This is a genomic window from Kordiimonas pumila (assembly GCF_015240255.1).
In the GTDB taxonomy this organism is placed as follows: Bacteria; Pseudomonadota; Alphaproteobacteria; order Sphingomonadales; family Kordiimonadaceae; genus Kordiimonas; species Kordiimonas pumila.
On the sequence record NZ_CP061205.1, the window covers coordinates 2,491,708 to 2,506,394 of the forward strand.

Annotated in this window: 18 protein-coding genes; 3 read left to right on the forward strand and 15 right to left on the reverse strand. The window is 42.5% G+C overall.

Translation table 11 applies throughout. The features are described from left to right. Window positions 1–11: 11 nt before the first annotated feature. From argC to ICL80_RS10950, 6 genes are all read right to left on the reverse strand, one after another. Entirely contained in the window at window positions 12–1,139 is a 1,128-nt protein-coding gene (argC, locus tag ICL80_RS10925; RefSeq protein WP_194212179.1) for an N-acetyl-gamma-glutamyl-phosphate reductase, read from the reverse strand. A 103-nt stretch (window positions 1,140–1,242) separates the two neighbouring features. Continuing rightward, a complete protein-coding gene (motA, locus tag ICL80_RS10930) occupies window positions 1,243–2,112 on the reverse strand; it encodes a flagellar motor stator protein MotA (RefSeq protein WP_194212181.1) in 870 nt (289 codons plus the stop codon). A 137-nt stretch (window positions 2,113–2,249) separates the two neighbouring features. Beyond that, complete coding sequence (locus tag ICL80_RS10935; protein ID WP_194212183.1) at window positions 2,250–2,867, reverse strand: redoxin domain-containing protein; 618 nt, start codon at window positions 2,865–2,867, stop codon at window positions 2,250–2,252. 14 nt (window positions 2,868–2,881) lie between these two features. Continuing rightward, window positions 2,882–4,948: a protein-disulfide reductase DsbD family protein gene (locus ICL80_RS10940; protein ID WP_194212185.1), complete on the reverse strand. Its 2,067-nt coding sequence runs from the start codon at window positions 4,946–4,948 to the stop codon at window positions 2,882–2,884. An 81-nt stretch (window positions 4,949–5,029) separates the two neighbouring features. Further along, complete coding sequence (locus ICL80_RS10945; RefSeq protein ID WP_194212187.1) at window positions 5,030–5,785, reverse strand: c-type cytochrome; 756 nt, start codon at window positions 5,783–5,785, stop codon at window positions 5,030–5,032. Window positions 5,786–5,795: 10 nt separating this feature from the next. Beyond that, window positions 5,796–6,218, reverse strand: a complete 423-nt coding sequence (locus tag ICL80_RS10950) for a DUF4399 domain-containing protein (protein WP_194212189.1) — start codon at window positions 6,216–6,218, stop codon at window positions 5,796–5,798. 107 nt (window positions 6,219–6,325) lie between these two features. Here ICL80_RS10950 and def point away from each other — a divergent pair, with 107 nt between their 5' ends. After that, entirely contained in the window at window positions 6,326–6,868 is a 543-nt protein-coding gene (def, locus tag ICL80_RS10955) for a peptide deformylase (RefSeq protein ID WP_194212191.1), read from the forward strand. 11 nt (window positions 6,869–6,879) lie between these two features. Here def and ICL80_RS10960 read toward each other — a convergent pair whose 3' ends face one another. The 4 genes from ICL80_RS10960 to rplM all read right to left on the reverse strand — a co-directional run bounded on the left by ICL80_RS10960 (window position 6,880) and on the right by rplM (window position 9,062). Next, on the reverse strand, window positions 6,880–7,539 hold the full coding sequence (locus ICL80_RS10960) for an OmpA family protein (protein ID WP_194212194.1): 660 nt from the start codon (window positions 7,537–7,539) through the stop codon (window positions 6,880–6,882). Window positions 7,540–7,651: 112 nt separating this feature from the next. Further along, entirely contained in the window at window positions 7,652–8,008 is a 357-nt protein-coding gene (locus ICL80_RS10965; protein ID WP_194212196.1) for a cupin domain-containing protein, read from the reverse strand. A gap of 116 nt (window positions 8,009–8,124) precedes the next feature. Further along, on the reverse strand, window positions 8,125–8,598 hold the full coding sequence (rpsI, locus tag ICL80_RS10970) for a 30S ribosomal protein S9 (RefSeq protein ID WP_228073433.1): 474 nt from the start codon (window positions 8,596–8,598) through the stop codon (window positions 8,125–8,127). Window positions 8,599–8,603: 5 nt separating this feature from the next. After that, a complete protein-coding gene (gene rplM, locus ICL80_RS10975) occupies window positions 8,604–9,062 on the reverse strand; it encodes a 50S ribosomal protein L13 (RefSeq protein ID WP_194212197.1) in 459 nt (152 codons plus the stop codon). A 276-nt stretch (window positions 9,063–9,338) separates the two neighbouring features. On the opposite strand from rplM, the gene ICL80_RS10980 reads away from it, so the two are divergent. After that, the gene (locus ICL80_RS10980; protein ID WP_194212200.1) at window positions 9,339–10,349 is read left to right on the forward strand and encodes an NADP-dependent oxidoreductase; all 1,011 of its coding nucleotides are present in this window, start codon (window positions 9,339–9,341) and stop codon (window positions 10,347–10,349) included. A gap of 1 nt (window position 10,350) precedes the next feature. Here ICL80_RS10980 and cutA read toward each other — a convergent pair whose 3' ends face one another. Both cutA and ICL80_RS10990 read right to left on the reverse strand, forming a co-directional pair. After that, window positions 10,351–10,674 (reverse strand): divalent-cation tolerance protein CutA, encoded by a 324-nt coding sequence (gene cutA / locus ICL80_RS10985; RefSeq protein ID WP_194212202.1) that lies wholly within the window; start codon window positions 10,672–10,674, stop codon window positions 10,351–10,353. After that, the gene (locus ICL80_RS10990) at window positions 10,674–11,705 is read right to left on the reverse strand and encodes a COX15/CtaA family protein (RefSeq protein WP_194212204.1); all 1,032 of its coding nucleotides are present in this window, start codon (window positions 11,703–11,705) and stop codon (window positions 10,674–10,676) included. The genes cutA and ICL80_RS10990 overlap by 1 nt, the downstream gene beginning before the upstream one ends. A 111-nt stretch (window positions 11,706–11,816) precedes the next feature. On the opposite strand from ICL80_RS10990, the gene ICL80_RS10995 reads away from it, so the two are divergent. Then, window positions 11,817–12,188 carry a group I truncated hemoglobin gene (locus ICL80_RS10995; RefSeq protein WP_194212206.1) on the forward strand — a complete coding sequence of 124 codons (372 nt, stop codon included), beginning with the start codon at window positions 11,817–11,819 and terminating at the stop codon, window positions 12,186–12,188. A 6-nt stretch (window positions 12,189–12,194) separates the two neighbouring features. On the opposite strand, the gene ICL80_RS11000 is transcribed toward ICL80_RS10995, so the two are convergent. The 3 genes from ICL80_RS11000 to ICL80_RS11010 are packed head-to-tail and all read right to left on the reverse strand — an operon-like array spanning window position 12,195 to window position 14,636. After that, window positions 12,195–12,950 (reverse strand): ABC transporter permease, encoded by a 756-nt coding sequence (locus tag ICL80_RS11000; RefSeq protein WP_194212208.1) that lies wholly within the window; start codon window positions 12,948–12,950, stop codon window positions 12,195–12,197. Beyond that, on the reverse strand, window positions 12,947–13,654 hold the full coding sequence (locus tag ICL80_RS11005; RefSeq protein WP_194212210.1) for an ABC transporter ATP-binding protein: 708 nt from the start codon (window positions 13,652–13,654) through the stop codon (window positions 12,947–12,949). The genes ICL80_RS11000 and ICL80_RS11005 overlap by 4 nt, the downstream gene beginning before the upstream one ends. 7 nt (window positions 13,655–13,661) lie before the next feature. Next, window positions 13,662–14,636 (reverse strand): ABC transporter substrate-binding protein, encoded by a 975-nt coding sequence (locus tag ICL80_RS11010; protein WP_194212212.1) that lies wholly within the window; start codon window positions 14,634–14,636, stop codon window positions 13,662–13,664. Window positions 14,637–14,687: the final 51 nt, after the last annotated feature.

Below are 14,687 nucleotides of genomic sequence, written 5' to 3' on the forward strand. Positions count from 1 at the left end.
ATAATGTTTATCTATGGGAACATAGGGGCTTGCATAAGTCCAGTTGTCTCTTCAAGCCCCAGCATAAGATTCATATTCTGTATTGCTTGTCCTGATGAGCCTTTAACAAGATTATCAATTGCCGCAATAATGATCGCTCTCCCCGGTATTCTATCTGGGAAAACATTAATAACACAGTTATTGCTCCCCCTAACCATGCGGGTTGCTGGAGCGATAGAGCCTTCGAGAATATGAACAAAGGGTTCATTTTCATAAGCACTTAGTAAAGCTGCTTTAAGGGTCTCTGGTGTTTCATTGCCTTCTAGTTTCACATAGATTGTTTCCAGTTCGCCTCTATTCATGGGCACTAAATGAGGGGTAAAGCTGATTGTAACATCATTCTTGCTGGCAACCGCGAGTTCTTGCTCAATCTCTGGCATATGTCTATGCGAGCCAATTCCGTAGGGATGCATGGCTTCGGAGACCTCAACAAACAGGTTTTGTTCTTTAAGTGACCTCCCTGCCCCAGAAACACCAGACTTTGCATCAATAAGGATGTCTTCAGTCTTGATGAGGCCCGCTTTTAACAGCGGAATAAGGGACAAGAGCGCCGCGGTCGGATAACAACCTGGGCACGCAACAAGGTCAGCTTTTTTGATATCGTCCCTGTATATTTCGGTTAGCCCGTACACGGCCTTTTTCTGTAGGTCAGTGGCGTCATGCGCTTTACCATACCATTTGGCATAGGTCTCAGTGTCACGAAGACGAAAATCGGCTGATAAATCAACGACCTTTACTTCGCTTCGTAAGCTATTTGCTTGGTCGGCTGTAGTGGTAACGATCATTTCATCTAGAATACTATGATTAAGACTATGCAATAATCCCTTGATCACATCTTGGCTTGTTGCATGCGGTAATGCGCAAAAAACGACATCTAGCTCAATTGCAGGCCATTCTACTTCATCAATGCTAATAATGTCGGGGATGTCATACCCAACAAAATGAGGAAACACTGACTTTAAAGACATACCAGCCTTACGTTCACCAGTTAAGAGCGCAATCTCAGTATTTGGGTGGGCAATCAGTAACCGTACAAGGTCTGCGCCTGTATATCCACTTGCACCAAGGACACCCACTCTGTATTTGCGATCGGCTAGCATTTTCATTTCCTATAATTTAAGAACTCATACTACGGCGTATACACCGCACATGCAGTATAATCATCTACAAATAGTTTTGAATTAAGGCAAGGCCAAGCTTGGTTTATAAGTCTGGTGGTAGCTCAGCTATTGCTTCCTCTAGCTCAACAAAGGTTGGCATAAGATGTGATGGCACCATGCGCCGGCCAAGCTCAACAGAAATTTGTGGCGCATTTCCTTGTAGGTGTGAAACTAGCACATATTTGACAATAGGCATAAACCTGCCTTCTTCCTCAAGTATCTGGTTAAACCTTCCTGCAATAGGGGCAATGACCAAATACGATAAAAAGATACCAAGGAATGTCCCAACAAGGGCGCTACCAATCATCCCACCAAGGACTTCAACGGGTTCAGCAATGGCACCCATGGTTTTTACAATACCTAAAACGGCAGCGACAATACCAATTGCAGGAAAGCCGTCTGCCATGGTTTGCAGTGAATGCTGAGGTTCATGTTCTTCTTTATGGTGCTTGTCCAGATCGGCATTCATTGCATCTTCCATCTGGTTGGCATCATCAAAGTTCATCGTTAGCATTCGTACATAATCGCAAATGAACTCTACAACATGGTGATCGGCCACAATACGCGGGAATTGCTGAAATATTTTTGATTCATCAGGTGTTTCAATATGGGCTTCAATCGCCACAACACCTTTGCTTCTAATGGTTTTAACAAGCAAAAACATTAGGCATAGTAGGTCTTTATAGTCATCGGCCTTCCAGTGAGGCCCTTTCATAACTTTACCAATACCTTTAAGGCTTTTACTGATAATGCCGCCCGAGTTACCGCTGACAAATGCACCCACTGCACCGCCAAAAATCATCATAAGTTCATAAGGGAGGGCTTTTAAAATTGGCGCAAACTTACCACCCGCAAGCGAGAATCCACCAAAAACTAATACAAAGACCAATATTAAACCAATGATAAAAAACATAGATCTGTGTCTGGGCCCCTATTCCCTAATGTGCTATTTTATTGCTTCATAGCTTGGTTCAATACATTTAAGACATTATTAATGGCGCTATCGATTTGAAATACAAGAAAAAAATTTCTATTTCCAATAGCTGTTTATTATTCGGCGTATTTTACTGAGCAGCCATATGGCTTTGTTACTGCATCTGGAATTGTTTTATCTTCTTTCACTGCATTCCATGCAGCAATAAGATAGTTATGTGCATTCTCAAGGCTTTGTGGCCGAGCAGAAGGCTTGTCATCTATCGCACCCATGTAGCGAACAAAGCCTTCTGGATCGATAAGAAATAGTTCTGGTGTAGTTTTGGCGTTATATAGCCTTCCAATAGTACCATCCTCATCCAGAATAATCATGTCAGCATATGAACCATTTAAACTGGCTATTTTATCTGCTTCCGAACCAGAAACATGCCCCTGCATACCGTTGGCAGATGAAATAACCGATATCCAAACTACAGAATCGTCGGTTAATTGGCGTTGTATCTGCTGCATATTGCCGCTTTGGTAATGTTTTTTCACGTATGGACACTCATTGTTTGTCCATTCAAGAACAACATACTTTCCTGAAAAGTCTGACAAAGCCACTGATGTTTCTTTTGAAGTAAGCCCGACAAAAGGTGGAGCTGGTGTATTGATTACCGGATTAGTATTTCCTGCACTTGTGCCGCACAAAACTACAAAAAGCGTAGTGAGGAAACGGCGAAAGAGTATCAACATTTTTTCTCCCTCAGTTATTTGAGATGTTCAATAACAATAGCGGGGCTAAGAATTTCAGGTAGAAGGACCGCATCTTTACTCCCAGCAGGAAAATAAAGGTAAAGTGGCACGCCTGCCCTGCCATAACGGGCCAACACAGAAGCAATGTCCTCATTTCTGTTGGTCCAGTCTCCTTTTAAAACGGTGATATTTTTTTCAGCAAACGCTTGCTGCACGCGATCCGTTTTTAGGGCAACACGCTCATTAACCTTACATGTAATACACCATTCTGCAGTGAAATAAGCAAAGACTGGCTTTTCAGCATCAAGAAGGCTTTTCAGGCGGGCTTCTGTAAAGGTTTGTTCATACTCGCTATTTGTTGATGTAGCATTATTTACTGGTTTAGAGACCGTGATAAAGCCATATAATGCTAAACCCGTTATCAAAATGGCGATTGTTTTCGTGGCTTTTAGCTGAAAATCATACCACAGCCACAACGCAAAAGAGATAGATGTTATAACGACCAAAAGGATGAAAGCAGCATCACTTCCTGCCTGAATGTTATAGACATAAACAAGCCAGCATGCTGTTAAAAGCATTGGAAAACCTAGACCTTGCTTGAGTTTTTCCATCCAAGGTCCGGGTTTTGGCATTAGGTTTGCTGCTTTATCGCTGTATGACAAAATCAGAAAAGGCAACGCGAGACCAAAAGCAAGTGCGGTGAAAACTGCAAAAATAATAGGTGTAGGCTGAGAAAGGGCATAACCAATGGCAGGCGCCATAAAAGGTGCCGTGCACGGTGTTGCAACAAGTGTAGCAAGTACACCTTTAAAAAACGTACTTTTTAAACTGTCCTGCACAGTTAAGCTTTGGCCCGCCCCTTCAATGCCAAGTCTTATATAAAAAATACCGAAAAGTGAAAGTGCAACAATAACCATAAGTATTGCAAGCAACCCTACAAAGAGAGGCGATTGTAATTGAAACCCCCAGCCAATTGCATTGCCGCCTGCACGAATAAGCACCAACACAAAAACAATGGCCATAAAGCTTACCCATATACCTAAACTATAGACCCAGCCTTCTAGAATACGGTTTTTGCGGCTTTTATAATTAGCGGAAACCAGTGCAATGGCTTTTAGTGACAGGACAGGAAAGACACACGGCATTAAATTGAGAATGATGCCCCCAATCACGGCGAACACAAACACCTGCCATAATGGCATTACTGCAACGGATGCCTTGGTGCTTGGCAATGCGTCGGTAGACACAACTGTCATCGCATCAAGGCTTGGCTGAAGATTAAAATAATAATCAGCGGTATTTGTTAAAATATAAAGCACGCCATTTGCATTAATTGGGGTGTCCGTGCTGTGCTCTTTAGGAAGGTTTATTGATATACTATCATCTACCCATTGCCAGTCCTGTTTGGCGGAATATGATACTAGGCCGTCGGATAAAGGGTAAAAATACACTTCTTGAATATTGCCTAAATCTTTTTTATCAATATAAACACGCAATTCATTGTTTTTATTGGATAAAATTATTTTTGATTGCCAATATGAATCCTCAGGAATCTGGCTTCGGGCCTGTGCAAATAACTGTTCTGCGCTTGAATCTAGCCCTGAGGCAGCTTCAAGAGTAAAAGACCAGTCCCCATACTGGGGAATACACTCAATATCGCATACCAGCCATTCTGCACTCAAGGATATAGGTATATCATTTGCAGAATATTCAGAGCCTATATTTAGGGGCACTAGAAGGGTTGACCTGCCGTGATAGCCATAATTTGCAAGAGGCCCAACAGGTATTCTTTCTGGAGCGGGAAATAGGGTTTTACCAACTGTAACATCTTTGGGCACTGACCATTCAAAAACAGGTGCTGCGCCACTGTCACCGTAATTTTCCCAGTAAGTATGCCACCCTTCAGTGGGGTTGATCTGCACGGCAAGCCAGACTATTTGGCCTTTTTGAAAACCGTTGCTTTCCAAATCAACGCTTAAAGTGCTGTGGCTCGCTTCATAGTGCAACAATTCCTTGGCGAAAACAGTGCTACTGCATACGATCGCAAAGCCCAAGCAAAAGAGACGTAAAAAAAAAGCCACAGATAATGCTCCAGTAAGGAAGTTGGTAGAATTATTCATACATTACTAGACACCCACATGCACCTCACTATTGCGTTAACCTTATAGCGTATTAAGCCATGCAATAAGATCCGCTCTATCTTTTAAACGCGTTAACCTTAAAAATGCCATATGGCTACCTTGATCAAACTCTTTCACTTCAAAAAAGAAAGCATTGAGAGCTTCAGGTGTCCAGTAGCCCCCTCTTCTGCGGAGACGTTCACTGTATTCAAAGTTTTCAGAGGAAGCTATCTTTCGCCCAATAATACCGCTGAGATTGGGGCCAATTTTGTGTCCTAAGCCTTTTTCTGCATTATGACATGCAAGGCATGGTGTAAATAATACAGAGCCATGATCAGCATTACCTTCCAGCAATGCTTTTGAGAGGATGTCTCCTGTATCAAGCTCCCGCGGCATTTTACCAACAGCGTCCAGATATTCAATAAGGTCAGCTCGCGCATGGGGACTCAGCAAGCCCGCATATGGCATTTTGGTGCCTTTAACGGCATGGTCTGGTTTAGCGATAAAGCGGTTTAATCGTTCTTTTGACCATATACCACCATAGAGATGTAGGGCATCGCTATATGAATACTCGGCTAGGCTGGCAACAGGTCTACCAACGATGCCAAGAAGATCTGGCCCAAATCGCATCTTTTCAGTACCGTTTATGGTGTGGCAATTAGCACAATAAACAAAAGCTTTGGCTCCTGTGGTCCAAGCTTGAATCTCGGCGTCGCTCCCAACCGTTTCATGCGCTGCAGCAGAGACGGGCAAGAGCAAGCCGATAACAACCGCACAAAAAAGTGTTAGTTTGTGCATATAATGTTGTCTACTTAATTGTAACCGTAATTTTTTCAGAATATACAGCTGGGTCATGCGGAATATGGTTCATGTCACCCAGTAAAAGTTGCAGCGTATGAGTGCCTGGACTTAGTTCCATGGTCACTTCAGTTTGGCCGCCACCAAAATGCTTGTGGTGCTCATCCATAGGAATATTTTCATCCAGCGGCGGAAGTTCAGCATCAATGATCAGGTGGTGGTGGCCTGTCGCTGATTTCTCAATACCTGCTGGGGCAACGCCCATTCCTTTTAGTCCAAAGCGAATTGTAACAGGACCTTTGATAACATCTCCATCTTTTGGTGAGATAAAATAGACTCCAGCCCCATCTGCTGAGGGAGTTTGGTCATTTGCTATAACCGGTGCTGCTAAAAAGCCTATAAAAGCTAGTGAAATCATTATTAGTTTTTTCATAGTATCTCTCCAAAAAAATAAGTCCCATACCCCTATCTTAACTACTAGAATAACGCTGACAAGTAGGTTAGTTATAAACATATCGTGACAGTAATACGGATGTTATCATGCCAGCTCTTCCCCTTATTCTCGGCCCAGACCCAATACTTAGAAAAAAATCGTTGCCCGTAGAGGTTGTGACGGATGATACGAAAAAAAATATTCAGGACATGCTCGATACACTCTATGAACACCGTGCTGTTGGACTTGGCGCCAATATGGTTGGTATTCTTGAGCAAATTATTGTGGTTGATTTGCAGCAAGAAGGTAAAAAATCCCCTCTTGTTTGCATTAACCCGATTATAACATGGCAGTCAGATACAAAAACTACACAGGAAGAAGCCTCACTGTGTTTCCCTGGTATATCTGCAGAAATAACTCGCCCCGATGCAGTGCATGTTCGGTACCTTGATTTAGAAGGTAAAGATCAATCGCTAGATGCTGAAGGCTTTTTGGCAACAGTTATTCAACACGAGATGGATTATCTACAAGGCAAAACCTACCTAGATCATCTGTCAAAAATTAAACGTGATATTCTAATCAAGAAAATGCAAAAACAACTTCGTAATCATAGCTGTGGTGACCCTGGTTGTGACCACGATCACCATTAACTCTGTGAGCACTATTCCACAACAGGTGTGAGAGCTATTTCCACGCGGCGGTTTAGTGCTCTGCCTGAGGGTGTGTCATTCGAAGCGATGGGATAGGATTCACCTACACCACGAATGATCATTCTTTCAGGCAAGATCTTATTAGACGCCAGTATGTTAGCCACTGATTGTGCCCGTTGCTGCGATAATGTCATGTTATATTCTGCTGAACCGATCGAGTCGGTGTGACCTAGAACATCCACATAGGTTTTTTCATATTCGTTAAGCACCAATGAAACTGAATGAAGCACATCATTAAACTGAGACTTAACAACTGAACTGTTTGTGTCAAATGTAACATCGCCAGGCATACTAAGGATGATGTTATCACCGTCCCTGACAACTTGGACACCAGTACCTTCAAGCTGTTTTCGCAGCTTTTTTTCTTGTTGATCCATATAAAGGCCAACTCCGCCGCCAACCAACGTACCTATACCAGCACCAATCAGTATAGATTTGCGCTTATTACTACCGCCAACAATGGCCCCACCTGCCGCGCCTGCAGCTGCGCCAATCATGGCTCCAACTGCTGTTTTTGATATCTTTTTTTCGCCAGTATACGGATCGGTCGTGCAAGCATGAAGTGCGAACACTGACGCAACCAACAAGGCTGTAGATCGAGTATTTTTCATGGATTTATCCCTATGTAATTATCCCTCCTTTATATAGATTCTAAAATAAACGGGCTATTTGATGGCAATAGTAAATATATAAAGGAAGAATAAAAAGTCTTGTATTAGGGCCTTATCCAACGTTGGTTATGAAGTATAATTTTTTGCACTTTTCTATGGTTTCCCATGTGCCTTTAAAACCTTCAGGAATGATAAACTGATCACCCTCTACAAAAGTTACTTTCTTACCGTCTGCATCATCAGTTAAACAAACTTTTCCATACAAAATGTGGCAGTATTCCTCATCACCAGTGCAGTCAATTGACCATTTCCCAATGTCGCTTGACCAATAACCAACAAAAACTTTTTCTTTTGCATCGGTATAGAGATTCTCAGTTTCCTGTACCGGGTGCCCAGATAGTATTTTTTCAGGCGCAGGCAGGCTTTTTTCCGGCGTAACCTTACACCCAGCTAAATTGATGATTGGCATGTTTTTCCTCATGAGATGGCAATTGCTATTTGCAGCATATCATACCGTATACCCAAATAAAAAGGCCACCCTTTGGGCAGCCTTTTGATACTCGAAACAAAATTTGTACAGAAAGCTTAACGCTTGGAGAACTGGAAGCTTTTCCGTGCTTTTGCTTTACCGTATTTCTTACGCTCAACAACGCGGCTGTCGCGTGTCAGGAAGCCTGCAGCTTTAAGAGCGCCGCGTAGTTCTGGTTCCGCTAATTGAATAGCTTTTGAAATACCATGTTTAACCGCACCGGCTTGTCCAGAAAGGCCACCGCCTTTTACTGTCGCGATAACATCATACTGTTTTTCACGGCCAGCAACTTGGAAAGGCTGGTTAACGACAAGACGCAGAGTTGGGCGTGCAAAATACACTTCCTGATCGCGCTCATTAACAGTTACTTTCCCTGAACCAGGCTTAATCCATACGCGGGCAACGGCATCTTTACGCTTGCCTGTTGCATATGTACGGCCCTGTGCATCAACAACGGGTTTCCGTTCTTCGGTGGCAACTTCTGCAGTTGCTTTACCGGTAATTTCTTTCAGATCCTGAAGGTCGGCCATTGTGCTTACCTCTTGTTCTTGGGATTCATTGCAGCAACGTCCAGAACTTCAGGGTTCTGTGCGGCATGGGGGTGATCGCTACCTGCATAAACACGAAGGTTACGCATTTGCTGACGACCTAATGGTCCTTTAGGGATCATACGCTCAACAGCTTTCTCCACAACACGCTCTGGGAAGCGGCCATCGAGAATTTCAGCAGCAGTAGCAGACTTGATACCACCTGGATGGCCAGTGTGACGGTAATACACTTTATTTTCGCGCTTTTTACCCGTCAACTTCACTTTTTCTGCGTTGATGATGATAACATTGTCACCACAATCCATGTGTGGTGTATATGTTGGCTTGTGTTTGCCACGGAGAACAACAGCAATAGCTTGTGCCATACGACCAAGAACAACGTCTTCGGCGTCGACAAGAAGCCACTTCTTTTCAATCTCCGATGGTTTTGCGGAATAAGTTTTCATCGCAATTTGCCTCGGTTACCGACGTATCGGTTATTAATAATCAATCCATACAACACACGATGCGTTGATGTGCTGCTCGTGGCGCGGAATATAGGCGAGTTTTTATTTAAGTCAAATGCTTATTTTTCAATATTATAAAAATATTTTGCTTTAAAACATACACTTAAGTAAAAGGTATTATAATACCCCACTTAATTTTTCTTATTTTAGCTGATAATTTTACCTTGTCTGTGTCTGCTCTATATACATACTTGAAACAGAAAGGGGTATTCCACCATGACAAATCGCCAAATTCTTTTAAAAAGCCGCCCTGTTGGCTGGCCTACACTGGATAATTTTGAGGTAGCAACAGTCGATATTCCAAAACCAGCAAATGGAGAAGTTCTGGTCAAGGTTATCTATATGTCAGTTGATCCCTATATGCGTGGTCGTATGAGCGACGCAAAAAGCTATGCTGAGCCTTTTGCTGTTGGTGAGCCTTGCCAAGCAGGTGTTGTTGGAAAAGTGATGGAATCAAATAATGGAAAATTCCCTGAAGGAACCTATTTAATGGGTATGGGGATATGGGGAAATTATTTTGTAACTGACGGCACTGGTTTTCAGCCGATTGATGCGTCCATTGCTCCCCTACACTATTATTTAGGTATATTAGGCATGCCCGGCATGACTGCTTATGTCGGGCTAACGGCCATTGCAAACCTTAAGGAGGGTGATCAATTGTTCGTGTCGGCTGCATCTGGAGCCGTGGGTCAGGTTGTTGGTCAAATTGGTAAAAATATGGGCTGCCATGTGGCTGGTAGTGCAGGAACTGATGACAAAGTGGCCTACCTAAAGGACGAGCTAGGTTTTGATGCAGCCTTCAATTATAAAAAAGGCGATATTTATAAGTCTGTGAAAACGGCCAACCCGAAAGGCATTGACGTTTATTTTGAGAATGTTGGTGGTCCTATCTTGGAAGCAGTTCTTAATAATATTAACGATAAGGCCCGTATTGCACTCTGCGGTATGATTGCTGATTATAACGCAACAGTCGACAATTTGCCTGTTGGCCCAAGGAATTTAACTGCTTTGGTAAAATGCAGTGTGAAGATGCAAGGGTTTATTGTCTTTAATTATCTCAAGGAATGTCAAGACTGGATCCCTCTTGGTGCTAAATGGCTCAAAGAAGGTAAGCTCAAATACAGGGTTTCTGTTGCAGAAAATATTGAGAATGCACCACAAGCTTTTCTAGATGTGCTCGCTGGTAAAAACTTTGGCAAACAGGTTGTGAAGCTTGCGGATGAGTAACTTAAGCCTCTAACACTTGTCGGGAAATCCATTCCAGATACTCTGGATTTCCCGCTGTAATAGGGGATACAGTAATGCATGGAATATCATAACTGTGCATTTCTTTTATCCGGGCGATAATTTTGTCCACTAAATGTGTTTTGGTTTTGCAAACAACAACAACTTCACTGTCGTATTGTATAATACCATCCCACTCATATATTGATCGCATATCAGACGTAATGTTGGCGCAGGCAACAAGCCTTTCTTTAACGAGTGCTGTCGCAACATGAACTGCAACATCTTCATTTTCTACAGTGGTATAAACAGTTATATATTCGGTCATTATAATGCTTCTTTTCTTCGCATTGTATGCATCAATGTAAGAGTTGCTGCCAGAACAATAACCCCACCTCCCTGATGAAGCGTACCCCATGAAACAGGTACATTTTCAAGCAACATTACAATACCAACTGCTATCTGCGCTAGTATAGTAATCATTAAAAATGTTGCAGCTTTCCGTATTGCACCACCTTGCAACCGGGAAAGAAAAAATAAAACAATCGCCAAAGCAAAAAGAATATAGGCGCCTATTCTATGATCAAACTGCACGGTAATGGCGTTATCAAGAAAATTACGCCAAATGGGTTCCATCATAAGTAGGCCTTCGGGTATATAGGTATCACCCATATGAGGCCATGTGTTAAAAATATGACCTGCCTTTAGGCCAGCCACCAAGCCGCCCATTAATAATTGTGCCACAAGGCCTGCCATAAACATATGTGTTAAGCCTTTCATTGCGGGTGCATATACTGTTGGATGCGGGTTCAATAACGATAGTGCTGTCCAATAAAGAGCGCTAAATATAACAAGAGCAAGCCCGAGGTGTGCAGTTAAGCGGTAATGGCTAACCGCTGGTTCATCAATTAGCCCAGACATAACCATATACCAACCGAGCAAGCCCTGCCCACCGCCTAGTATAAAGAGTATTATCAGCCTACGTTTGTAACCCTGAGGAATTATCCCTTTCATCCAAAAATATAAAAATGGCAACAGAAAGAAAATGCCTATGATACGACCAAGAAGTCTGTGCCCCCATTCCCAGTAATAAATGCCCTTAAAATCCTCAAGGGACATGCCTGCATTTTTAAGTTTGTACTCAGGACTGTGCTTATAATCGGAAAATTCTTTTCGCCAAGACTGTTCTGTGAGTGGCGGTAGCACCCCAGTGACGGGATTCCAGTTCACCATGGAAAGGCCAGATTCTGTGAGACGCGTTGCTCCGCCGACAACAACCATAGCAAATACCATTGCCGCCATAACAAGCAACCAATAGCCAACAAAGCGGCGATTTTTATCTGTTGTTTGAAACACCATAGTGCTTTGCTACAGGCTTACAATTTTTCCTGCAAGGGCATTCTTGTCGCAGTTAGAAAAAACATAAAATTAATCTTGAAAAAATATAGTATGCTTTTATAGAACTTGCATATGGGTAACCTTTTACATCAACTTACTGAACAGGCATCCTTGCAGGATGTAATAGCTGTATTTTATGAAAAAATGTTGCTTGATAATAGAATTCAGCATCTGTTTCTAAACGTAGATGTTGCAAATCTACAGAGAAAACAACACTGGTTTTTTACAACATTGATGCTGGGGACAGCGCAAGGAACTGCTGAATACTTAGGAAAGTCACACCGTAATCTAGTTCATAAAAAAGGTATGACTGACGAACATTTTGATGCCGCGATGGAATGCCTGCAGGCAGCATTGGATACATATAAAGTTTCTAAATCCGTTTCAAGCCAGATTATGGACGCGGCAATATCTTTAAAATCTGCAGTATTGACGGGAAAATAAAGCGATTTATTGTTTTTGCCGACGTAAGGCCATTTTTTCTAAAAATGAAAAGCCATAAAAAATTATAACACCCATTATAATTAATAACACAAGCCCCGCAAACATCTTGGCAATCTGAAGTCTATTGCCAGCTTCGATAATACGCCATGCAATACCGGTTGAGCTGCCAGAACCAGCAACAAATTCAGCAACAACACTACCAACAAGGGCCAAGCCGCCGCTGATTTTAAGGCTTGCGAGCAAATAAGGCATGGATGTAGGCCACAGAAGCAGCCAAAAGCGTTGCCACTTACTAGCCTTATAAAGGGTGAATAGGTCATTTAGGTTTTTATCAACAGACTTTAAGCCCGCTGACATATTGGCAAGTACAGGAAAGAAGGCAACTAACCATGCTATAATGACTTGAGCAGTATCAACATTATCAAGGCCAACCCAAATAATTATCAAAGGTGCAATAGCGACAATAGGTGTAACCTGAAGAATAACAGCGAAGGGATAAAAGGTTAGTTCAAAGGTACGGCTAAGGCTGAATGTTAATGCTAACATGGTTCCGCTTATAACGGCAGCTATCAAAGCCCAAAGAGTTATAACCATTGTTGTAAAAGCCGCGGCCAGCAACCCCTGAAAGTCCAATATTAACGCTTTTATAACGGCCATAGGACTAGGCAAAATAAATACAGGGATATCATAATATAGAACATAGCCTTGCCATATTAAAATTGCTGTAACAAAGGCTGAGAGCGGAAACAAAACATGCTTCATGTGTGCGCTCCTTCAGCCAGAGCGGCTGATACTTCAGTGACAGATTTGGCAAATTGCGGTAGGCTTCGCTGTTCAAGCGGTAGCAAGTTTCGATCGAGATTCGGTTCAACCTCAGCGAATATTTTACCTTCTTTCATGACAAGAACTCTGTCTGCAAGGTAACACGCTTCATAAATACTATGGGTCACAAACACACAGGAAAATTGTAATTCTGTTCGCAATTGCAAAATAAGTTCATTCATTTGAAAGCGGAGCAACTCATCAAGGGCAGCAAATGGTTCATCAAGTAGCAATAAGGAAGGTTTGGATACAAGAGCACGAGCAATCGATACTCGCATTCTCTGGCCCCCAGAAAGCTCTGAAGGGTAACGGTTACTATATGAATTCATGCCAACAGCTAATAACGCTTTATCAATGGCATCTGGGTTTTTCTTTGAAGCAAGCCGCAAGGGTAAGGCCACATTTTTATTGACAGTTGCCCACGGCATTAAAGCCGCGTCCTGAAAAACAAAGGCGCATTGACCTGCACTGTGCTGAATATTACTTGGTAGCAAGCCTGCAATTATACGTAATAAAGTAGATTTACCACAGCCACTTGCACCCACCAGGCTAATAATCTCGCCTTTTTGTGCGGAAAAGCTAATGCCTCTGATTGTGTCAGGTTGGCCTTTATGGGCAAAATATGCGTTACTTACCATGAGCATTTAAAGTTCAATCCTTTGCCGGTAGATACTCAAGGCTATAAGCAGACGTTGCTTTGAAATTAGATTCAATAAGGCCAAGGCTTGCCATTTCTTCAACAAAGCTAAGCCAGCGCTCATGTGTCATGCTACCCACGCTATGCTTGTTTCCTAGCATTGTATTTTTCTTCATTGCGTCGATGGCGTAATTGATCAATTCCTGCGTCATTTCAGGGTTATCTTTTAATATGAGCGCGCTCCCGGCTGAAGCGTCCCCCCATATGAAGTCTTGCCAGCCTTTAATTGATGCTGCAACAAAGGCTTTTATAACATCTGGATGTTTTTCCAAATATACATTTCTGACCATAACCATGCCGGAATAGCCCGGATACCCAGCATCTGCAAATAAGAGAACTTTTGGGTTTACACCTGCTTTTTGGGCACTAAAGGGCTCAGATGACAAATAACCTTCCTGTATTGTCTGTTTATTCACCAGCCAAGGGGCAAGTGAATATGTATATTTCCTTATTTGTGTATCACGATAATAAAATTTGGCCTTTAGCCACGGCCAGAAAGTAGCAATGGCACTGTCAGATAGAAAAATTGGCAGGCCTTTAAAATCTGCAAATGTTTCAGCTTTAGTTTCTGGGTGGGCCATCAAAACCTGCGGGTCTTTTTGGAAACTTGCCATCACTACAGTAACGCCAGCGCCCGCAGTAATAAGATTGATGGGCTGAAAATTATTAGAAGCAATCGCAATATCCAAGGCACCAGCAGCCATTAAACGCGGATTATCTGTTTGTGGGCCACCAGATCTTATTTTAATGTTTAACCCGAGATTTTTGTAATAATCCTTTGCTAAAGCTTGATAAAAACCACCATGTTCAGCTTGGGCTTTCCAGTCTGTTGCAAAAGTAAGAGCTACAGCTTCATCTTTAGCCAGAGCATGAGGTAGCGCTGACAATAACGATAGAACAAGTGAAATAGGTAATGTGCGATAAAACATAGTCACCTCAACTTGGTAAGCATGGAGTATACTTATAACTTGGATAAAGCT

Coding starts and splice junctions, on each gene's coding strand:
- argC (WP_194212179.1), bottom strand. CDS start 1,139: ATGCTAGCCGATCGCAAATACAGAGTGGGTGTCCTTGGTGCAAGTGGA.
- motA (WP_194212181.1), bottom strand. CDS start 2,112: ATGTTTTTTATCATTGGTTTAATATTGGTCTTTGTATTAGTTTTTGGT.
- ICL80_RS10935 (WP_194212183.1), bottom strand. CDS start 2,867: ATGTTGATACTCTTTCGCCGTTTCCTCACTACGCTTTTTGTAGTTTTG.
- ICL80_RS10945 (WP_194212187.1), bottom strand. CDS start 5,785: ATGCACAAACTAACACTTTTTTGTGCGGTTGTTATCGGCTTGCTCTTG.
- ICL80_RS10950 (WP_194212189.1), bottom strand. CDS start 6,218: ATGAAAAAACTAATAATGATTTCACTAGCTTTTATAGGCTTTTTAGCA.
- def (WP_194212191.1), top strand. CDS start 6,326: ATGCCAGCTCTTCCCCTTATTCTCGGCCCAGACCCAATACTTAGAAAA.
- ICL80_RS10960 (WP_194212194.1), bottom strand. CDS start 7,539: ATGAAAAATACTCGATCTACAGCCTTGTTGGTTGCGTCAGTGTTCGCA.
- ICL80_RS10965 (WP_194212196.1), bottom strand. CDS start 8,008: ATGCCAATCATCAATTTAGCTGGGTGTAAGGTTACGCCGGAAAAAAGC.
- rpsI (WP_228073433.1), bottom strand. CDS start 8,598: ATGGCCGACCTTCAGGATCTGAAAGAAATTACCGGTAAAGCAACTGCA.
- rplM (WP_194212197.1), bottom strand. CDS start 9,062: ATGAAAACTTATTCCGCAAAACCATCGGAGATTGAAAAGAAGTGGCTT.
- ICL80_RS10980 (WP_194212200.1), top strand. CDS start 9,339: ATGACAAATCGCCAAATTCTTTTAAAAAGCCGCCCTGTTGGCTGGCCT.
- cutA (WP_194212202.1), bottom strand. CDS start 10,674: ATGACCGAATATATAACTGTTTATACCACTGTAGAAAATGAAGATGTT.
- ICL80_RS10990 (WP_194212204.1), bottom strand. CDS start 11,705: ATGGTGTTTCAAACAACAGATAAAAATCGCCGCTTTGTTGGCTATTGG.
- ICL80_RS10995 (WP_194212206.1), top strand. CDS start 11,817: ATGGGTAACCTTTTACATCAACTTACTGAACAGGCATCCTTGCAGGAT.
- ICL80_RS11000 (WP_194212208.1), bottom strand. CDS start 12,950: ATGAAGCATGTTTTGTTTCCGCTCTCAGCCTTTGTTACAGCAATTTTA.
- ICL80_RS11005 (WP_194212210.1), bottom strand. CDS start 13,654: ATGCTCATGGTAAGTAACGCATATTTTGCCCATAAAGGCCAACCTGAC.
- ICL80_RS11010 (WP_194212212.1), bottom strand. CDS start 14,636: ATGTTTTATCGCACATTACCTATTTCACTTGTTCTATCGTTATTGTCA.